The following is a 19,115-nucleotide window of genomic DNA, read 5'->3' on the forward strand; positions in this document are numbered from 1 at the left end:
GCGGCGCTCACGACCAGAGATCGCGCAGGCCCTCCTTGATCGAGTCGGGGACGTTCTTCTGCAGGTCCAGGGCGTCCAGGTAGCCCGCATCGTCGACCACGCTCAGCGCGTCGATGACCAGCGGCATGACGGCGGCCGAGAGCTTCTGCGTCTGCGCGAACACCGGGCGCATCGCCGCTGCCCGCAAGGTGCGACCGCCCGGCAGCCTCACCGGCAGGTTGGCGCGCATGTCCACGCCGGTGTCGAGGATCTCGTCGAGCGCGAGCCGCCAGGTGTTGGCGCTGCCGCGCGCCAGGGCCAGGGGCGAGATCGGCCGCGGCCGCTCGGCCTTTCGCGCGAGCGAGGGCAGGCCGCGCAGCGCACGCGTCAGACGATCGGCTGCAGCCGAGAGCGAGAGCTTCTGCGTGAGCGGATCCTCGGTCGGGTGCGCGAGGAAGAGCATGCGGCTGGCCCCGCCCACCCTGAGCGCCTCGCCGGCAAAGCCCAGCGTGCGCATCAGTGCCGCGTCGCCGAAGCGGCCCACGCCATTGATCATCACCAGCGCGAGGTCCGATTCCTTGGCGCGGATGAGTTGCTGATACGGGTCGCCCGAGCTGCCCTCGACCACGATCAGGTCGGCGCGCTTGCCGGCCTCGAGGGTGCCTGCCAGGCGCTCCCATCCGAGCAGCCCGGCCGGCTCCCGGGTGACCATCGCGACCAGCTCGCGCGCCGTGAAGATGCCGCCCTGGCCCTCGCTGAACAGCTGTGCGACCTTGAGCTCGTTGAGCAGGTTGCGGCTGCCCGAGGGCGCCCAGTCGCAGCCGAGCGAGATCGGCACGCCGGCCGCCTTCGCCGCGCCGACGTCGGCGGTGCCGCCGTACAGCAGCAGGTTGCTGAAGGGCGACCACACCATGCTGCCGCCATTGGCAGCCAGCACCTGGAAGTCCGGCGCCTGCAGCGCGGCGGCGTGGATGCCGCAGAGCGATGGCGTGATCGCCCAGCTGGCGCCGCCGATCTGCAGTGCCTGGAAGGCGCGGCGCGCGGTCGCGTCGGTGCCTTCGCTCAGGTGCAGCAGGTAGCAGGTCTTCTCCTTCTTCAGCCGGGTGAGGAAGGCCTGCGCGTCCTTGGCTGCGACGTCGGGCACCCGCGTCGAGGCCGCGGGCAGCGAGGCTTCGTCGTCGGTGGCCTCGACGTTGCGCACCACGCCGCGGAAGTAGCGGCGGATGCCCGACTGGTTCGCCAGCGTGATGCCCTGGCCGGTGGTGGTGCCGCCGATCAACGCCTTGGCCTCGACGTAGCGGCAGATGGAGGCCAGCAGCTCGGGCGTGGCCGCGAGCGTCTGCATCGGCGCGGAGATCTTGCTGTGGTACTCGGCGTGGCGACCCCACTGGCCCCGGTTGCTGAACTTCCTGGGCACCTGCCACAGCGGCAGCACGTTGTAGGGCAGGTGGTTGTGCAGATCCATCAGACCGGGAAAAAGGGTGCCGCCGGTGTCCGTCACGGCGGTGCTGCCGAAGCCGGGGGGCGCGGGCGCCGCTGCTTCCTGCACGGCGACGATGTCGCCGTTGTGCGTGTAGACGCGGCCGTCGGCGATCACCTTGAAGGCGCCGTTCATCGTGACGACGCGGCCCTGGAGCACGAGCTTCGGGCTGTCTGCCGGATCGATGGGCTTGCGGGTGGCCACGGGTCACCCGTCCCTGCCCACGGGGCGGATGTTGATGCCCCGGGATCGGTCGAGCCGCCGGGGCCCTGCGCCGATGGTGGCGCTGGTGCGGCCCTGCGGACCTGAGGATGGGCCGTCGGTCTGCGCCCAGTTGGCGATGCCGTTTTGCAGCTGCAGCGAGTAGTCCAGCGCGAGCGCGTTCGAATCGAAGGGCGTGCCCGCCTTGATGTTGCGAAAGTACAGGCGCAGCGTCGCCGCAGACGCGTTGGCCGGCGGAATCGCGCCCCGTGCCGGGCGCGAGAGGTCGGTCTGGATCTGTGCGGTCGAATGGCAGGACAGGCACGATGAGCGCGGGTTGTCGACCGGCCCGTTGAGCCGCTTCTCGAAGCCCAGGTGCTGGGGGATCTGCAGTCCTGCGTTGATCTTGGTCTGCTGCAGCGGCTGCGTCGTGCCCACCCGTGTGGGGTCGTTGCCCCACATGAGGCCGACCGGCACCAGCCGGTCCCATGGGGTGGCGCCCGGGGCGTTGCCGTCGTAGACGAAGGTGCCGAAGACCCAGCCGGTGGTCGATGCCGCGCGGCTGTCGCGCACCGCCACGTCGACCTGCAGCAGGCGCAGCGTCGGACGCGGGCTGGTGTTGCGGCTGCGGTTGATGTCGGCCTGCCATTCGAGCGAGCCTGCGAGGTAGGGCACCTGGCTCACCGGGGCCTCGGTGAAGATCAGCTTGATGCTGACGGCGCCAACCGGGAACCTCGCGAGACTCGGGTTCGGCGCGTCCGGGTCCTTCCACACGCGCCCGAGCGTGTAGCCGCCGCGCGGGTTGTAGACGCTCACGGCCCAGTTCTCGAAGGTGCCCGTTTGCGTGGGCGCCAGCTCGCCCGGACGCGATGCGCGCTCGCGGGTGAGGCCGCGCACGAACTCGCGGCCGGCCGCGCCGACGTGCATCCACGGCGCGTGGTACCAGCCGCGCGTCGTGTTGTTCTGCACCACGAAGTCGACCTCCTTGTTGCCCGCCAGCGCATAGTCCAGCACCGCCTTGATGTACTCATTGGGCTGGGTGCGGAAGTCGAAGCTCATCCAAGGGCGCGCGCCGACGGAAGGCAGTGTCTGCGGATAGTCCTGCCTGAGCTTGAAGACCGGGCCGGTCCAGCCGGCCGGTGGCGTGTCGCGGGCGTCAGGGAACTGGGCTGATGCAGAAGCACAGAAGAAGAGAAAGAGAAAGGACGGGGCCGCGAGGAGGGCGGCCCAGGAGAGGCGAGAAGTCATGGGGGCTCCTGAATCGTTGTTGGTGGCTGTTCGTCGCGGCCCAGGGTCGTTGGTCTCAGTCATGTCAGCGGCGTGCATCCACGCGGCGCTTTTGCAGCAATTGCTCGCCATCGAAGCCGAACAGTTCGATCACTTGGGTGTCCGCCGGGTACGGCACGACCACCGGCGTGCGCGCGCGCAGGCGCACGCTGCTGCCCGGGTGTCCGTCGAAGAGCACGTCGAGCCGGGTCAGGCCGGCGTGGCGCACGGTGATCTCGCGTGCGGTGTCGCTCGCATCGGCAGCCAGACTGCTGCGGCGCTGCTGCCGCAGGAGCTCGAAGCAATGGGCCAGCAGGTCGGGGTTGCCGGCCAGCAGGTCGTCTCGGGTCATCACGTAGGGCATTCCGCCAATGCCGACGTCCTCGATCGGCAGCCCCTCCGAGCCGCCGGCGCGGGTCGCGCGACGGAACGCGAAGGACATGCCGATGCCATCGGGCAGCGGCGGCAGCTCGAAGGGGGTGCCTGCCATCAGCGGCCGCAGGTCCTCGTAGTCCCAGACGTTCGCGCCGCCGGCGCCGGTGGCCGCGCCGACACAGACGAAGGGGCCGATGCCGTTGTCCACGAACCCGGCGCTGAAGAGATCGCCCGAGGAATAGGTGGTCGAGTCCGCGACCAGGACGACCGGGCCGCCGTACTGCTGGCCGATCGCGTTGCACTCGGCGAAGCTCGTGATGGGCAGCGGCTGGGAATAGAGCTCGCCGTTGCGCACCGCCGCCTCGAGCGAGTCCTTCCACGGCCCGAGCTCTACCGCCATCTCAGGCAATGCGGCAAGCGTGCGCGTCAGGGTGGTGCTCAAGAGCGAGAAGCGCGTCGGCTGGATCGGCTTGGGCGTGAACAGCTGCAAGGCCGTTTCCGCCGCAAGGATGTAGCCGCCCGGGTTGCCGCGCACGTCGATGACGAGTCCGTTATCGGGCAACAGGGGGATGAGACGCTGCAGCTCGGGAATGAAGTCCTCTGGCGGGACGTCGAAGCCGTAGATGCGCAGGTAGCCGATCGCGCCGCCGGGCGCGGCGAGCGATTGCGCCTTGAGCGTGCCCGTGAGTTCGGTCTCGATGACCTTGGCTTTGGGGACCTTGCGACCGGAGGGTGTTTTTGGTGTAGTCCGCGCATCGGCCTGCTCGCCGATCAGCGCGCCGGGCGCGAAGAGCAGCATCTTGGCGCGGCGCGTGATTTCGGCGGCCGGATCGACCGCCCGCGTGCGCCGCAGGCGCTCGGCGGCGCTCCCGGTCTGGCCGCCGGTCTGCATCTCGTCGATCTCGCCGGGGTCGACGACCCGCCACGGTATCTTGATTTCCCGGGACGGGCCGGAGGGCGTGCCGTCGGCCGCGGTGCTGCGGTAGCCGATCACGACCCAGTATTCGTCGGGCGGAGGCCCGTACTGCAGCGAACGCAAGGTCAGGGTCAGGACCGACCATGCGCGCTGGCTGTCGGGCCGGCCACCGACTTCCTCGTCGGCGTGCCGGCGGACCGCCTTGTCGATCGGCACGCCGTTCCAGAACTCCAGGACAACGCCCGGCTTGAAGGCCGCGTCCAGGCCGGCGCCCACGCGCGTCACGACGTAGGTCGGCGCCTCGGTAGGGCCGAACACCTCGACCAGGAAGGGCAGGGCCGCCACCTTGGTCGACAGGCTCGCCGGGCCGGCGTAGCGCGTGTGCGCATCGCGCAGCCGCGTCACCACGTCGGCCAGCTCGATGTGGAACTCGTAGCTCGACAGCTGCTCGACCTGCGTGCGCAGGATGCGCAACCGCTGCACGGGGTCGATGCCGTAGCGCGCGCGCTTGAGCGGCAGGTGCGCGAACACGCCTTCGATGACGCGTTCGATACCGTCGACGAGCTTGAGCCGCTCGGCCTTGGTCAGGGAGGATGGTGAGAGGAATGGGCCGGTGAAGGCGCTTGCCGCACCCTTGGTCGGCGCTCGCCTCGCGCCCGCTGCGGCCGCCGCACCGGCGCGCCCCACAGGTTTCGCGACGCTGGCAACCCGTTTCTCGCTTGCCCGCGCGACGGGTGCAGTCTCGATGACCTCGGCAAGCGCAACACCCCGCTGCGCAGCAGCCAGCCGGTCCTGAACCATGGTTGCTCCTCACGTTCGTCGGAGGGTGTTGTGCCCCCCGAGTGACGCCCATACCGAGTCCAAACTCCCCGACGCGCATCCTGACGCGCCGTCGCACTTGGCGCATCAGACAAAGGGGATATGCCCGAAGCCCAATCGCTGCCGCGGCGACTTGCGGGCCTTCGCTTCGAGCTCGAGTTGCAGGAATTCTTGTGATGCGGTTCGGTGGGCAAAAGTGCGCGGACACAAACGGGTCGAGCGACGTCTTCGCGGACCTTGAAGGGCAGTGACCGCCGCGGATGAGTCGCCAACGAGGCTTTGGCCTCCTCGCCATGTTGCAGGCCGAGGGACCGGCGACCACGCCGCACTCGTCGATCCCCGATGGGCCTGCGTGGTGTTGGCAGGTCATCTCGTCCGCCGGGATCCTGCAGAAAATTGCAATCGTGCTCGGGCCTGCTCGTTCGCTGAGCACCGCAATGAAACCCAAGCGCAATGCGGCTTCGGCGAGATGCCCAGCCGGTTATCCACAGAGTAATGCACCGCTCACGGGGACAACAAAGACCTTGACTTTTGCATTTTGGTGCGATGCACAAATCGCTTCCCCATTGGGGCCGCACGATTGATGTGCGTGGGCGCGATGCACCGCAGCACGCCAGATGGGGGCGCCTTCCTTCGATCTTTTCCACAAAGAAGCTAGCGGAAACTCACTTGCTTGGGTTGCCGCGGGGACGCGCAGCCGGCGGGGCTCTTGCGGCTCGCCGGATATTTGCTTGTTGTAGCGCCGCGAACTAATGAGCGCCGCAACGGGAAGCGCTGGCAACCGCCGCGTCATCGCTCGTGGGGTCGTAGATGTACGTGCTGCGGATGATCTTGGACTTGGCCACCAGGTTGCGAACAGTCAACTGGATGTCCGTCATTACCGACTCGACCGGACTACCAAGAAGCGGCTGAAGAACACGCGTGAGTGCCTTCTTGATGTGGCCGGACGGACGGTCGCCCACCAGCACCAAGTCGATATCTTCCGAATACCTGCTCGCCGGTGCGAGGTGCGTCTTGTGAAGCACCGTGCCTCCGCGCATCGCGACTTGGCCCTTCAAGAACTTGTCCTCGAAGATGGCCGCGACGGCCTGGCTGATGAGGAAATCCTGTTCGACCATGAGGTCACTGCTCCACGGAGCGAATGGTCGCCACTGCGCTAGTTCCTGCGCGCTGATCATCCACGCATCTCCGTCAGCAGTTCATGCTGGTTCAACGTGTACTCGATGGCCCATTTGCCGTCGACCATGTGCATTGTGGCTTGGTCATTCCTGGGCGTGACCAGGGGTTGCGCACTGCGGCGTTGCTGATGCAGCCACCTGGCGAGCGTGTCAGCCAGGCGGCCCCCCCCGAGCTGGTCGAGTACGAATCCAAAGCGCTGGACGGCCGGCACTTGGTTCAAGGCCCTCGCGGCTTCAAGCACGCCTGCCGACGTCATCTTCGGCAAGAGGTCGTGGGCGATCCGGGCGACGGCCTCCAGGCCTCCCACGGTGTTTTGGTGACGAATGAGGTCGAGCACCGTTGCTTCACGAGTGCTGATGCGCATACGCGCCGTCCTGGTCCGCTCGTGAACCACAGGGGTGTCGCTCAAGCCCTTCTTGACGACGAATTCCACGCGCAGCTTGCCCACTGCAAGTGGGCGCCGCGGCCGGCTCACCATGACCTGGGTGGCTTGATAAGCGTAGTGGGACGAACCCCAGAAGCGTGCGGCGCTCAGAAGGGCCAGGTAGTACGCCGGTTCCTGGTCGCGCATGAGCTCATCCAGATCGGCGGTCGTACCAAGTCGTGATGCCGCACCTGCTCAGGACGCACCCGCGCCCTCCAAACGCTCTTAACTAGCGCTGGCGGGCCCGTCGTTGACTCCAGCTGCTCGCAGCCAACCTTCATGGTCGTCGCTCACGATGGGTCCTCGGCGTCCAGGACCTTGCGTTTCACCGGTATCGCCGCGTACCGCGCCGAGCTGCGCCGCTGGCCATTGGCGCTAAGGTCCGCATGCACTGCAAGTGCGGCTCGTATGTGGGCCCGGACGCGCTTCGGGCGATGGCATCCGTAAAGCCGGGGAGGTTGATCGGGTACCCAATGGGGAAGTTGCTCATGTTCGTCACTTGCAACGTAGCTGCTTCATTTCTTATGGGGAAGTTCAAAGGGATTCACCAGCGGTACCCCGGACGCCTGGACGTTCGCCTGCTCGATGAGCTGGTCATCGCCTGAAGCCGCGCGACATCGCTCGCAGACGCGGCCAGATATAGCGGCACGGACTGCGCTTTTTTTCTGCTTTCTGCGCCGCATGAACGGCTTCGAGGCTTGATTGGAGTGGCCTCTGCAGCGCGGCCACTGGCTACCTCAAGGAAAACGTTCTTCCGGGAGCTTGGGCGCTTGCGCGCCAGGGGACGGCACGTCCTGCTGGCCGTTGGAGAGCGCGGACGGCTCATGGATGGCCTGCACCGGCGTCGCGCGTCACGGCGAAGCTGCCCTCGAAGCCGCCTCTTGACCGACGCATAGCTCGCCCGGGACGCTGTCCAGGGCAAGGGCTGCGCCACCGTCCTCACCCGGTCCTCGCTGTGCTCGGCTGCGGCCTCCGGGCGGTCCCCGGACATCGGCCCTTTGCGCTCGCTCTTCATGCGTCGAGGCGGCTCCGAAAGCAGATGTTCAACCACCGCGGCACACGCCGCAGAAAGGCCCGGTCATGCCTACACCCTCTTCGGCCAACGGCTGGCCCCCACCGCGTGGCTCGGGCTGGCATGCATCTTGGTCGGCGTCATCGCAATGACATTGCCCACCCGCAGTAGCCGCGTCGGGGTCGGCCTCGATCGATGAGCGAGCAAGGCGAGGACATAGCAACTGGGCGGTGCGATTGAATGTCTGGTAGGAGGGCGGCCTCAACTCTGAAGTGCAACACCTCTTCGCCTAAGGTGTGCACATGAATGAACGTACAAGGTACCAGCAGCTTCAACCCGAGGATCGGATGACGATGGCGAGCATGCGTCAACAGGGTTCGAGCATGCGGGCCATGGGCAACCAGTCCTCGGTGGGCGTGCTGGTCGAGCGCACGAGCGTCTGGTGCTGCTGGCCAAGATGGACGACGCCACGGCCGCCTCGGCGCTGGCGGGCTTTTCTGCCAAGCTGAATTCGATCGCCGCGCCGCTGCCCCAGAGCCTGACCTACGACCAGGGCAAGGAGATGTCGCGTCACGCCGACCTGGCAGCGCAGACGGGGGTGAAGGTGTACTTCTGCGACCCGCACAGTCCGTGGCAGCGTGGCACTTGCGAGAACACCAACGGGCTGCTGCGCCAGTACCTGCCCAAGGGCACCGACCTGAGCGTGTTCAGCCAGGACGAGCTCCACGCGATCGCCCACAGCATGAACAACCGGCTGCGCGCCACACACGCGTGGCACACGCCCCTGGAGGTGTTCGCAAGAACGCTCGCCTCGGTCCATCAACCCTCAGCCTCGATTCATTGACTCAAGTCCTGTTGCGCCTCAGACTTGAAACCGCCCATCCAAATCTTCAAGGCGCATCGAAGCAGCATAGCCGAGGCACGACTCGGAAGCTCAAGGGGAAATGGGGAACTTCGTCTTAGGCGTCGTCGCCCTTGAATCGCTTCAGACCCTTGAAGATCAGCGGAGCGACCAGCGCGAACAGCGCCAGTGCCAGCAGCGTTGCCGACCCCGCGTGCTTGAAGAACACGAGCCCGTCGCCCAGGCTGATCTGCAATGCACGCCGGAATTGACTCTCCGCCATCGGCCCGAGGATGAGGCCGACGATCATCGGCGCCACTGGGTAGTCCCAGCAGCGCATCAGATAGCCGCAGATGCCGAAGGTCACCAGCATCACCAACTCGACCGTGGAAGGGTTCGCAGCGAGGGTGCCCATCACCGCGAACACCAGGATGCCTGCGTACAGCCACGGTTGCGGCACCTTCAGAAGTCGCACCCAAAGGCCTACGAGCGGGAGGTTGAGCACCAGCAGCATCAGGTTGCCGATGAAGAAGCTGGCAATCAGGCCCCAGACCAGCTCGGCATTGGTGACGAAGAGCAGGGGGCCTGGCACCAGTCCGTACTGCTGGAAGCCTGCGAGCATCATGGCGGCGGTGGCCGAGGTCGGAAGGCCAAGTGCGAGCAGCGGCACCAGTGTGCCGGTGGCGGCCGCGTTGTTCGCGGCCTCCGGGCCGGCCACGCCCTCAATCGCGCCTTTGCCGAACTCTTCGGGCTTCACGGCCAGCTTGCGTTCGAACGTGTACGACAGGAGCGTCGGCACTTCGGCGCCGCCGGCGGGAAGTGCGCCGATCGGAAAGCCCAGTCCGATGCCGCGCAGCCATGGCTTCCATGATCGCTGCCAGTCTTCCTTCGTCATCCAGAGCGAGCCGCGCACCGCCTCGATCTTTTCCTGCACACCGGTGTAGCGAGAGGCGATGTAGAGTGTCTCGCCCATGGCGAACAGGCCGACAGCCAGTGTGGTGATCGACACGCCATCGAGCAGTGATGGAACGCCGAACGCCAGCCGGGACTGCCCGGTGAGCTTGTCGATGCCGACCAGGCCGAGCACCAGGCCGAGTGCGAGGCTCGTGATGCCGCGCAGCACCGAGTCACCGAAGGTGGCCGACACGGTGATGAAGGCCAGCACCATCAGCGCGAAGTAGTCCCACGGGCCGAACTGCACCGCAAACTCCACGAGCCACGGCGCGAGCACCGAGATGCCGATGGTGGCAATCAGGCCGGCGACGAAGGAGCCGATGGCCGCGGTGGCAAGTGCGGGCCCGCCGCGTCCGGCCTTGGCCATCTTGTGTCCTTCGATCGCGGTTGCGATCGAGGCCGCCTCGCCCGGCGTATTGAGCAGGATCGCGGTGGTCGAACTGCCGTACATGCCACCGAAGTAGATGCCGGCGAACATGATGATGGAGCCCGTGGGGTCCAGCTTGAAGGTGATGGGCAGCAGCAACGCCACCGTCAGCGATGGGCTGATGCCCGGCAGGATCCCGACCAGCGTGCCAAGCAGAACGCCGATGGCTGCGAACAGCAGGTTGCCGGGCTGGGTAGCCACCAGCAAACCTTGCCCGAGGAGGGTGAAAACTTCCATGTCGAATCCTTAGCCGAAGAACAGCCGCTCGAGCGGCCCGGCCGGCAACGACAGCGACAAAGCCTTGGTGAAGAAGGCATACACGAGCACTGCCAGCAGCAAGCCGATGGCGGGCGCCTTGATCCGAAGAGGCTGGCCGAATGCCCGCGCCGTCGCGGCAAAGAGCCAGGTCGAGCCGATGACGAAGCCGCCGCCGAACTGCAGCACGAGAATCATCCCGACCAGGCCGCCGAGAACCCAGCCCAGTGCGGCGCGGCTGGTGAGCACCTCGCCGAGCTCGGATGTCTCTTGGCCTCGCAGCGCGGCGCGCAGGCGCAGCGCTGCCATGACGTGGGCCACGCCAAGCACCGCGAGCAGCAGTGCGACGATGCGCATCGCGGCCGTCGGCCCGACGCCCACCGACTGCGCGGGCGCCATGCCCGTGATGTCATGGCCGATGACCGCGGCCAGCCCGAACAGCACCACGGCCACCGTGGCCAGCGCATGCCAGCCCGGGCCGTTGACTCTGTCGGGCTCGCTCATTTCACCAGGCCGATGGAGGTCAGCACTTCCTTCACGCGCTGCTGGTCGGACTTGAGGAAGGCGGCGAACGCATCGGCGTCGAGGTAGGCGTCGTCCCACCCGCGGGCCTTCGCGATCTTGGCCCACTCAGGCGACTTGAGCGCCTTGTTCACCGCTGCCACGAGTGCTGCCTTCTGCGGTGCGCTGATGGCAGGGCCGGCCACCACGCCGCGCCAGTTGACGACCTCCACGTCCAGGCCTTGCTCCTTGAGCGTGGGCACATCGACGCCTTCGATGCGCTTGGCCGTGGAGACGCCCAGCGCGCGCAGCTTGCCGGCCTTGATCTGGCTTTCGAATTCGTTGTAGCCGGACACGCCGGCGGTCACGCGGCCGCCCAGCATTTCGGCCAGCGCTTCGCCGCCGCCCGAGAATGGCACGTAGTTGAGCTTGGCTGCGTCGCCGCCGGCCTGCTTGGCGATGAGGCCGGCGAGGATGTGGTCCGCGCCACCGGCCGAGCCGCCGGCCCACACCACCTTGGAGGTGTCGGCCTTCACGGCGGCGGCCAGGTCCTTCAGTGTCTTGTGCGGCGAGTTCGCGGGCACGACCACGACCAGCGGGTCGCCCGTCATCCGGGCGATGGGCGTGACGGCATCCAGGCCGACCGGTGCCTTGTTGGTGAGCACCGCGCCGACCATGGTGATGCCCATCACCATCAGCTGGCCGCCGTCGCCCTTGGCGTTGTTCACGAACTGCGCCAGGCCGACCGTGCCGCCGGCGCCGGGCACATTGACGACCTGCACGTTCTTGGCCGCGCCGGTGGCGGTGAGCACCTGCTGCAGCGAGCGCGAGGCGCTGTCCCAGCCGCCGCCCGGACCGGCCGGCGCCATGATCTTGAGGTCGAGGGTGGGCGACTGCGCGACCGCCGGCACTGCGGCAAAGCCGAGCAGCATGCTCAGAACCGACGCTGCAAGCAAGGGGCGGCGATGGGGCTCGAATGTGGTTTTCATGATGTCTCCTGGGGGGTGGGAAAGAAGCTGCTACTCCGCAACGATCTTTGCGCTGTCGACGATGCGCGCGTACTTGATGGACTCGGTCTTGATGAAGTCGCGGAACTGCACTTGCGTGAGCCCCATCGGCTCGCCGCCTTGCTCGCGCAAACGCTTGACGAGGTCGGGGTCTTGCAGGGCCGCGTTTACCGCTTCGTTGAGCCTTGCCTGCACCGCAGGCGGCGTCTTCGAAGGTGCGAAAAGTCCGAACCAGTTGTCGAGGTCGTAGGCGGCGGTCGGCGCGAACTCGGCTATCGCCGGAATATCCGGCGCAAAGCTCGCACGTTTGGCGGAAGTCACCGCCAGTGCCTTCACCCGGCTGCCCTTGATGAAAGGCGTGGCGCCCGCGAGGCTCACGAAGGTGATGTCGACCGTGCCCGAGGCCACGTCCACCAGCTGGTTCGAGGCGCCCTTGTACGGAACATGCTGCATCTGGATGCCGGCCAGCGACTGGAGCAGTTCGCCGTTCAGGTGCTGCGGATTGCCGACCCCGCTGGTCGCGTAGCTCACCTTGCCGGGATTCTTCTTGGCATAGGCCACGAGCTCTGCCACGTTTTTTGCCGGAAACGAAGGGTTCGCGACCAGCACGTTCGGCACCCGCGTGACGGCCGTGATCGGCGCCAGGTCCTTCTCCGGCGAGTACTGCATCTTCGCCTTGTAGACCAGCGGATTGATGGCAGTCTCGCCGGCCGATCCCAGCAGCAGCGTGTAGCCGTCGGGGCCGGCCTTGGCCACATAGGCCGCTCCGAGCATGCCGCTCGCGCCGGGCTTGTTGTCCACGATGACCGACTGCTTCAGCGAAACGCGCAGCTTCTCCGCCAACAGGCGCGCCATCGCGTCGACGCCGCCGCCGGCCGAGAACGGAACGACGATGGTGATGGGCCGCGTGGGATAGTCCTGCGCGAGCGCGGACAGCGGCAAGGTGACGAAGGCTGCGGTGGCGCAAAGCAGCGCCCGGCGTTGGATCGAATGCATTGGATTCCTTGGTATTGAAGAGGTGCCATGCGCTGGCGGTCGCTCATGCGGAGAAGACCATGCACACCGGGCTGCCCGACCTGACCGATGCGCCCGTGGGCTTGAGCGTTCCGGCCGCGGGGTCGACGGCCAGCGTCACGATGGAGTCGCTGTCCTCGTTGAGCGCGAACATGAAGCGGCCGTCCGGCGCGAGCGTGAAGAACCGCGGCGTCTTGCCTTGCGTGGGCTCGGCTTCGATGAACTTCAGAGCGCCAGTGGAAGGGTCGATGCTGAACACGGCGATGCTGTCGTAGCCGCGGTTGGAGGCATAGAGAAAGCGCCCCTGCGCGTCGATCTGCAACTCGGATGCGCGGCTGTTGCCGGTGAAGGTCTCGGGCAGCGCGGACAGGATCTGGAATGGTGCGAGTGCCCCGGTCTCTGGCGTGAGGCGGTAGGCCGTCACAGTCGAGTCGAGCTCGTTGACGACGTAGGCGAACGGCGCCTTGGGATGAAACGACAAGTGGCGCGGCCCCGCGGTTTCGCGCGTGGCCGCGAACGGCACCGGCGCCGGCGTCAGGCGTCCCTGGTCGAAGCGGAAAGTGAACACCCGGTCCAGGCCTTTGTCCGGCACTACGACGAAACGGCCGCTGGGGTCGAAGGGGTTGAAGTGCGGTTTCGCCTGCTTCTGTTCGACGCGGTGCGGGCCGATGGGGCCTTCCAGCTTCACGAGCTGCGTCAATGCGCCCAGCGAGCCATCGGCGTTCACCGGCAGCACAGCCAGGCTGGCGCCGATGTGGTTGGACACCACCAGGAAGCGGCCCGTCGGATCCAACGCAAGGTGCACCGGGTTCTTGCCCTGCGTGCTTTGGCGGTTGATGAAGCTCAGGAGGCCCGTACGGCGGTCCACCTTGAAGGCGCTCACTTCGCTCTCGTCGCCATGCACGGTGTAGAGGAATTCGCCGTTGGCGCTGAGCACCAGGAAGGACGGATTGACGAGGTTCCTGACGATGTCGGCGGGCTCCAGCGTTCCATTCGCCGAATCGACTTTGAAGATGCTGATGCCGTCGCCACGCGCGTTGCGCTCTCGGGTGGTGCGGCTGCCGACGTAGGCGTACATGGAGGTTTCTGGTTGGAGGAAGCAACGGCTGAGGGTTTTCGCTTGATTGCATTTTAATAACAACAAATGCAAAATTGGCTCATGGATAACACTGAGACGCCCTTCATGAGGCTCGTCGCGGCTGGGCAGGAGTACCTCGCCGTCGATCTGCCGGCGCTTTGCAGCGACAAGCTGGGCCGGCTTCCCGTGGTCTTGCGGCTGCTGATGGAAAACGCCGCGCGCAACATGGAAGGCGCCGAAAAAGAAGCCGCGCTGGCCGCACTCCTGGCATGGACCGATACGGGCACGAGCGAGGCGGAGATCGCTTTCCAGCCGGGCCGCGTGCTCATGCACGACACGACCAGCACGCCCGCACTGATCGATCTGGCCGCGATGCGCAGCACCCTGGCCGAAGCCGGCGTGGACCCGTCGTTGCTGAACTCGAGCCTGCCGGTGGATGTGTCGGTGGACCACTCGCTGGCCGTCGAAGCGTTCGCGCGCACGGACGCGCCCGAACTGAACATGGCGTTCGAGATCCGCCGCAATGCGGAGCGCTATTCGTTCCTGCGCTGGGCCTCGAAGGTGCTGCGGGGCGTGCGCATCAATCCGCCGGGCACGGGCATCATGCACACGATCAATCTGGAGCAGCTGGCAACGGTTGTGGCGGTCGAGGAGCGCGGCGGCGCACCATGGCTGGTGCCGGAGATGATGATCGGCACCGACAGCCACACACCCATGGTCAACGGCATCGGCGTGCTCGGCTGGGGCGTGGGCGGGCTCGAGGCGCAGACCGTGATGTTCGGCATGCCGACCATGCTGCGCATTCCCAACGTGATCGGCGTGCGGCTCACGGGCGCGCTGCGCCCCGGTGTGCTGGCCACCGACTTGGCGCTGGCCGTCACGCAACGCCTGCGGGCCATCGGGGTGTCTGGCGAGTTCGTGGAGTTCTTCGGTCCCGGCGTCTCCACGCTGACGGCGGGCGAGCGCAGTGTGGTGGCCAACATGGCGCCGGAGTACGGCGCAACCACCGGTTTCTTCCCGGTCGACGGCCGCACACTCGACTACCTTCGCCAGACTGGGCGGAGCGCAGCCCAGGTCGAACGCGTGGAGGCCTACAGCCGCGCGGCCGGCCTGTGGTTCGACCCCGCCGCGCAGCCGACCTACACGCGCGCGATCCACGTTGACCTGGATGCGATCGACATGCACATCGCGGGGCCGCGCCGTCCGCAGGATCTGCTGGGATTCGGCGAGGCCGCGTCGGCCCTGGCCGCGCTCGGTTTCCAACCCAAGGCCGCCGACGGACAGATGCCGCGGTTCCCGGTGGCCATCGCAGCGATCACGAGCTGCACCAACACTTCGGACCCGCGCCTGCTGATCGCCGCAGGACTGGTGGCGCGCAAGGCCCGTGCGCTCGGCCTGAAGGCGCCGCCCTGGGTCAAGACTTCGCTGGGGCCGGGCTCTCCCGCCGCGGCGGCCTACCTGGAGCGTGCCGGACTGGCGGCCGATCTGTCGGCCGTGGGTTTCGACATCGTGGGCTACGGCTGCACGACCTGCATCGGCAACTCCGGCCAGCTGCCGCAAGCCATCCAGGATGCGATGGCCAGGGGCTCCGTCCATCCGGTCGCCGCGCTCTCGGGCAACCGCAATTTTCCGGGGCGAGTCCACCCCGACCTCGATCTCGGCTTGCTGATGTCGCCGCCGCTGGTCATCGCCTTCGGGCTGGCGGGCGACGCCGAGCGCGACCTGCGCGTGGACCCGGTGCAGCTGACGGCCGAAGGCCGGCCCGTCTACCTGCGGGATTTGTGGCCGTCGAACGAGGAAATAGACGCGGCGCTCATGCAGTCGCAGGATCCGTCGGATTACCCGCGCGCTTTCGCGATCGCCACCCGCAACCCGTTGTGGCACGAACTCGAAGCCTCCGACTCGCAGTTGTACCCGTGGGACCCGGCCTCGACCGCGCTGCGCCGCCCGCCATTCGCGGCCCTCTCCGAGGGCAGCCTGCTCGGGCGCTACAGCGCGTTTCCGCTGCTCGTGGTGGGCGATGACATCACGACCGATCACATCTCGCCGGCCAGTGCGATCCCGAAGGACAGCCTGGTCGCAGACTTTCTCGTGGCGCGCGGCGACGACCGCAACGACCTGAACGTGTTCGCCTCGCGCCGCGGCAACTGGGAAGTGATGGTGCGTGCCGCCTTCCACAGCAAGACGCTGAGGAACCTGATGGCACCGGGAGCCCCCGTGGCTCACACGCTCCATGTGCCCAGCGGCGAAGTCGTGCCGCTCTGGGAGGCCGCACAGCGCTACCGTGCGTCGGGCGACTCTGTCGTGCTTGTCGCGGGCGAGCGCTACGGCACCGGTTCGTCGCGCGACTGGGCCGCCAAGGGACAGCGGCTGCTGGGCATTCGCGCCGTGCTGGCCAGCAGCTTCGAGCGCATTCACCGCTCGAATCTGATCGGCATGGGCGTGCTGCCTCTGCGCATGCCAGCGGGCATGACGCCGCACACGCTCGCGCTGGCGGCGGGCGATCGCATCGAGATCGATGCGCAGCCCGGCGAAATCTGTCCACGCAGGCCTGTTCGCATCACGCTGCACCGCGCCGGCGGCCGTGCCGAGCCCTTCCTCGCAGTGGCCGCCGTGGAGACCCAGCTGGAGGTCGAGCTGCTGCGCGCCGGCGGCGTCATCCCGTCGACCCTGCGCAAGATGGTGGACAAACATGGCGCAGCTGCCAGCCTGGCCACCTGAGGCCGCCGGAATAGCGGGAAAATCCGCCCCCATGCGGACCGATCAATCCATTCCCTCGCAGATCCTGGAGCTGATCCAGGCCGACGCCATGCCGGCAGGCGCGCACCTGCCCGCGCAACTCCTGGCCGACCGCCTGCGGGTGTCGCGCTCGCCCGTCAATGACGCGCTGTCGCTCCTTGCCGAGAAGGGCGTGCTCATGCGGCAGCCGAACCGGGGCTACTTCCTGGTGAAGCCGATCGAGAGCGAGGCGAGGGCGCTGGCGGGGGAACTCGGCCTCGAAGAATCCGACATCGTGACCGAGGTGTACTTCCGCGTCGCCGACGACCGGCTGCGGGGCCTGCTGCCCGACGAGTTCTCCGAGGCGCTCCTCAAGCAACGCTACGGCCTGACGCCGGTGCAGTTGAACGGCGTGCTCGGACGCATCGCCAACGAGGGCTGGGCCGAGAAGAAGCCGGGCTACGGCTGGGTGTTCTCGCCGATGCTCACCACGGCCGACAGCCTGCTGCAGTCGTATCGCCTGCGCCTCGCGCTGGAACCCGCCGCATTGCTCGAGCCCAACTACCACCTGCCGCCCCAGGTGATCGCGCGCTGCCGCGCCGCGGAAAAGCACCTGCTCGAAGGCGGCATCGCAACCGATACCGCCGACCAGCTGCATGACCGCGGCGTGCGGTTCCATGAATCGCTGGTCGAGGGCTCGGGCAACGCGTTCTTCATCGACACCATCCGCCGCGTCAACCGCGTGCGGCGGCTTCTGTCGTATCGCTCGATGCAGGACCGCAGCCGCTACAAGGAACACTGCCAGCAGCACCTGCACCTGCTCGACCTGCTCGAGCGCGGCCGCAACGACGAAGCGTCGAAGGCCATGCACCAGCACCTTTCCAGCACGCTGCGCAATCTCGCGAAGATCAGCAGCATCCTCAAGACCTAGCACCCATGACCATCGATCCCGCCGTCGTCCGGGCATTCGCGCCTACCGGCGCATTGCGCGCCTCCATTAACCTGGGGAACCCGATCCTCGCCCATGCGGACAAGGCGAACGGCGCGCCTGGCGGCGTCTCGGTGCACCTGGCACGCGCCTTCGCCGAGCGCCTCGGCGTCGCGCTGGAACTGGTGGTGTTCGATGCCGCGGGAAAATCGGTCGATGCGGTAGCCAAGGAGCAGGCCGACATCGGGTTCTTCGCGATCGACCCGGTGCGCGGCGAGCAGATTGCGTTCACCGAGGCGTACGTGCTGATCGAGGGCAGCTATCTGGTTCGCGAGAGTTCGCCTTTGCAGCACAACGACGAGGTCGACCGCGAAGGAACCACCGTCGCGGTCGGCAAGGGAAGCGCCTACGACCTCTATCTGACGCGCGAACTCAGGCATGCGCGGATCGTGCGGGCGCCGACTTCGCCCACCGTGGTGCAGACCTTCCTCGAACAGAACCTGGACGTGGCCGCCGGCGTGAGGCAGCAACTCGAAGCAGACAGCCGCACGCACGCAGGGCTTCGCCTGTTGCCGGGCCGCTTCATGGTGATCCGGCAGGCCATGGGAACGCCGAAGACGCGAGGCGCTGACGCGGCGGATGTGCTGCGCGGCTTCGTGGAGGAAATGAAGGCTTCGGGCTTCGTGGCCGATGCCCTTCGGAGGCATCGCATCGAAGGCGCATCGGTCGCGCCGGCTGCGCTGGCTGCGCCTGCAGCGTAGCTAGGACGTCCCTTGTACGAAATCGACAAAAGCCCGTAACGGCGCCGGCAGCAACCGGCGGCCGGGGTAGTAGAGGAAGGGCCCGGAGAAACGCGGCCACCAGGGCTCGAGGATGGGTTCGAGCGCACCGCTGTCGAGGTAAGGCTGCAGCCAGTCTTCGAACAGGTAGACCACGCCGGCACCGGCCAGCGCCGCATCGACCGAGAGATCTGCCGCTGCGCCGATCCGCACGGTCAGTTGACCGGTCACCTCGATGCGCAAGGTTTCGCCGTCGCGCTCGAACTCCCACGGAGGCATCGACCCGCTGGCGAAACGGCCACGCAAGCAGTTATGGCCAAGCAGATCGCGCGGATGTTCGGGCCGGCCATGCCGATCGAGGTAGGAGGGGGCTGCCGCTACAGCAAAGCGCTGCAAGCGCGGGCCGATCGGCACGGCCACCATGTCCTGCTCGAGCCGCTCGTCATAGCGGATGCCGGCATCGCAACCGGCCGCCAGCACGTCGACGAAGCCGTCCTCTGCAATCACTTCGAGGGAGATGTCGGGGTAGGCCGCAAGAAAACGCGGCACGATCGATGGCAGCACAAGCCGCGCGGCGCTGATCGGCACGTTCAGCTTGAGCGTGCCGGCCGGCCGATCGCGAAAGCCGTTCACCACGTCGAGCGCGGCTTCGACTTCGGTGAGCGCCGGCCTCAGCCGCTCAAGCAGGCGTTCTCCCGCTTCCGTCGGCCGCACGCTGCGCGTCGTGCGGTGGAGCAACCGTACGCCGAGTTGAGCTTCAAGCCGACGCACCGCCTCGCTCAAGCCCGATGCGCTGCCGCCGCTCAGGCGCGCGCCGTCGCGAAAGCCCTTGGCGCCTGCCACCGCCACGAAGGCGTTGAGATCCCCGAGGTCAACCTTCATTGTTCTGAATCCTGCACAGCCCGTGCCGATTATGGCGGGTTATCAAACAGGGGCTAGCTGCCTAGACTGGGCTTCACGAC

14 protein-coding genes and 1 pseudogene are annotated in these 19,115 nt (G+C 67.2%); 4 read left to right on the plus strand and 11 right to left on the minus strand.

The window, feature by feature from the left end; genetic code table 11:
- Nucleotides 1-7 precede the first annotated feature (7 nt).
- The 5 genes from ACMGEZ_RS21210 to ACMGEZ_RS21230 all read right to left on the minus strand — a co-directional run bounded on the left by ACMGEZ_RS21210 (nt 8) and on the right by ACMGEZ_RS21230 (nt 6,786).
- On the minus strand, nt 8-1,663 hold the full coding sequence (locus tag ACMGEZ_RS21210; protein WP_436824255.1) for an amidohydrolase family protein: 1,656 nt from the start codon (nt 1,661-1,663) through the stop codon (nt 8-10).
- Between the two features lie 3 nt (nt 1,664-1,666).
- Nucleotides 1,667-2,908, minus strand: coding sequence for a hypothetical protein (locus ACMGEZ_RS21215; protein ID WP_436824256.1), 1,242 nt, complete (start codon nt 2,906-2,908; stop codon nt 1,667-1,669).
- A 64-nt stretch (nt 2,909-2,972) separates the two neighbouring features.
- Nucleotides 2,973-5,018 carry a S41 family peptidase gene (locus ACMGEZ_RS21220; protein WP_436824257.1) on the minus strand — a complete coding sequence of 682 codons (2,046 nt, stop codon included), beginning with the start codon at nt 5,016-5,018 and terminating at the stop codon, nt 2,973-2,975.
- A gap of 767 nt (nt 5,019-5,785) precedes the next feature.
- Nucleotides 5,786-6,214 carry a nucleotidyl transferase AbiEii/AbiGii toxin family protein gene (locus ACMGEZ_RS21225; protein ID WP_436824258.1) on the minus strand — a complete coding sequence of 143 codons (429 nt, stop codon included), beginning with the start codon at nt 6,212-6,214 and terminating at the stop codon, nt 5,786-5,788.
- Nucleotides 6,211-6,786, minus strand: coding sequence for a type IV toxin-antitoxin system AbiEi family antitoxin domain-containing protein (locus tag ACMGEZ_RS21230; RefSeq protein WP_436824259.1), 576 nt, complete (start codon nt 6,784-6,786; stop codon nt 6,211-6,213). Before ACMGEZ_RS21230 ends, ACMGEZ_RS21225 begins: the two co-directional genes overlap by 4 nt.
- 1,257 nt (nt 6,787-8,043) lie before the next feature.
- On the opposite strand from ACMGEZ_RS21230, the pseudogene ACMGEZ_RS21235 reads away from it, so the two are divergent.
- A pseudogene (locus tag ACMGEZ_RS21235) lies at nt 8,044-8,495 on the plus strand (IS30 family transposase); the annotation flags it as partial.
- A 115-nt stretch (nt 8,496-8,610) separates the two neighbouring features.
- On the opposite strand, the gene ACMGEZ_RS21240 reads toward ACMGEZ_RS21235, so the two are convergent.
- From ACMGEZ_RS21240 to ACMGEZ_RS21260, 5 genes are read right to left on the minus strand one after another with little or no spacing between them, the layout of a single operon-like run.
- The gene (locus tag ACMGEZ_RS21240) at nt 8,611-10,110 is read right to left on the minus strand and encodes a tripartite tricarboxylate transporter permease (RefSeq protein WP_436824260.1); all 1,500 of its coding nucleotides are present in this window, start codon (nt 10,108-10,110) and stop codon (nt 8,611-8,613) included.
- A 9-nt stretch (nt 10,111-10,119) separates the two neighbouring features.
- Entirely contained in the window at nt 10,120-10,632 is a 513-nt protein-coding gene (locus tag ACMGEZ_RS21245; RefSeq protein ID WP_436824261.1) for a tripartite tricarboxylate transporter TctB family protein, read from the minus strand.
- Entirely contained in the window at nt 10,629-11,618 is a 990-nt protein-coding gene (locus ACMGEZ_RS21250) for a Bug family tripartite tricarboxylate transporter substrate binding protein (RefSeq protein WP_436824262.1), read from the minus strand. The genes ACMGEZ_RS21245 and ACMGEZ_RS21250 overlap by 4 nt, the downstream gene beginning before the upstream one ends.
- Before the next feature lie 30 nt (nt 11,619-11,648).
- On the minus strand, nt 11,649-12,632 hold the full coding sequence (locus ACMGEZ_RS21255; RefSeq protein WP_436824263.1) for a Bug family tripartite tricarboxylate transporter substrate binding protein: 984 nt from the start codon (nt 12,630-12,632) through the stop codon (nt 11,649-11,651).
- Nucleotides 12,633-12,675: 43 nt separating this feature from the next.
- Nucleotides 12,676-13,728, minus strand: a complete 1,053-nt coding sequence (locus tag ACMGEZ_RS21260) for a lactonase family protein (protein WP_436824264.1) — start codon at nt 13,726-13,728, stop codon at nt 12,676-12,678.
- Nucleotides 13,729-13,809: 81 nt separating this feature from the next.
- On the opposite strand from ACMGEZ_RS21260, the gene acnA reads away from it, so the two are divergent.
- Genes acnA through ACMGEZ_RS21275 form a run of 3 tightly spaced genes read left to right on the plus strand, consistent with a single transcriptional unit; the run spans nt 13,810 to nt 18,135 of the window.
- Entirely contained in the window at nt 13,810-16,449 is a 2,640-nt protein-coding gene (gene acnA, locus ACMGEZ_RS21265) for an aconitate hydratase AcnA (protein WP_436824265.1), read from the plus strand.
- Nucleotides 16,450-16,480: 31 nt separating this feature from the next.
- On the plus strand, nt 16,481-17,377 hold the full coding sequence (locus ACMGEZ_RS21270; RefSeq protein WP_436824266.1) for a GntR family transcriptional regulator: 897 nt from the start codon (nt 16,481-16,483) through the stop codon (nt 17,375-17,377).
- 5 nt (nt 17,378-17,382) lie between these two features.
- Nucleotides 17,383-18,135: an ABC transporter substrate-binding protein gene (locus ACMGEZ_RS21275; RefSeq protein ID WP_436824267.1), complete on the plus strand. Its 753-nt coding sequence runs from the start codon at nt 17,383-17,385 to the stop codon at nt 18,133-18,135.
- On the opposite strand, the gene ACMGEZ_RS21280 is transcribed toward ACMGEZ_RS21275, so the two are convergent.
- Nucleotides 18,136-19,035 carry a LysR family transcriptional regulator gene (locus ACMGEZ_RS21280; protein WP_436824268.1) on the minus strand — a complete coding sequence of 300 codons (900 nt, stop codon included), beginning with the start codon at nt 19,033-19,035 and terminating at the stop codon, nt 18,136-18,138. It lies immediately after the preceding gene.
- Between the last annotated feature and the right edge of the window lie 80 nt (nt 19,036-19,115).

Origin of the sequence: Variovorax stachyos (assembly GCF_051400855.1) — a bacterium.
Lineage (GTDB): Bacteria > Pseudomonadota > Gammaproteobacteria > Burkholderiales > Burkholderiaceae_C > Variovorax.

Excerpts from the sequence above, each read along its gene's own strand:
- ACMGEZ_RS21280 (WP_436824268.1), bottom strand. The coding sequence starts at position 19,035 with ATGAAGGTTGACCTCGGGGATCTCAACGCCTTCGTGGCGGTGGCAGGC.
- ACMGEZ_RS21215 (WP_436824256.1), bottom strand. The coding sequence starts at position 2,908 with ATGACTTCTCGCCTCTCCTGGGCCGCCCTCCTCGCGGCCCCGTCCTTT.
- ACMGEZ_RS21225 (WP_436824258.1), bottom strand. The coding sequence starts at position 6,214 with ATGATCAGCGCGCAGGAACTAGCGCAGTGGCGACCATTCGCTCCGTGG.
- ACMGEZ_RS21255 (WP_436824263.1), bottom strand. The coding sequence starts at position 12,632 with ATGCATTCGATCCAACGCCGGGCGCTGCTTTGCGCCACCGCAGCCTTC.
- ACMGEZ_RS21275 (WP_436824267.1), top strand. The coding sequence starts at position 17,383 with ATGACCATCGATCCCGCCGTCGTCCGGGCATTCGCGCCTACCGGCGCA.
- ACMGEZ_RS21220 (WP_436824257.1), bottom strand. The coding sequence starts at position 5,018 with ATGGTTCAGGACCGGCTGGCTGCTGCGCAGCGGGGTGTTGCGCTTGCC.
- ACMGEZ_RS21260 (WP_436824264.1), bottom strand. The coding sequence starts at position 13,728 with ATGTACGCCTACGTCGGCAGCCGCACCACCCGAGAGCGCAACGCGCGT.
- ACMGEZ_RS21245 (WP_436824261.1), bottom strand. The coding sequence starts at position 10,632 with ATGAGCGAGCCCGACAGAGTCAACGGCCCGGGCTGGCATGCGCTGGCC.
- acnA (WP_436824265.1), top strand. The coding sequence starts at position 13,810 with ATGGATAACACTGAGACGCCCTTCATGAGGCTCGTCGCGGCTGGGCAG.
- ACMGEZ_RS21250 (WP_436824262.1), bottom strand. The coding sequence starts at position 11,618 with ATGAAAACCACATTCGAGCCCCATCGCCGCCCCTTGCTTGCAGCGTCG.
- ACMGEZ_RS21240 (WP_436824260.1), bottom strand. The coding sequence starts at position 10,110 with ATGGAAGTTTTCACCCTCCTCGGGCAAGGTTTGCTGGTGGCTACCCAG.
- ACMGEZ_RS21230 (WP_436824259.1), bottom strand. The coding sequence starts at position 6,786 with ATGCGCGACCAGGAACCGGCGTACTACCTGGCCCTTCTGAGCGCCGCA.
- ACMGEZ_RS21270 (WP_436824266.1), top strand. The coding sequence starts at position 16,481 with ATGCGGACCGATCAATCCATTCCCTCGCAGATCCTGGAGCTGATCCAG.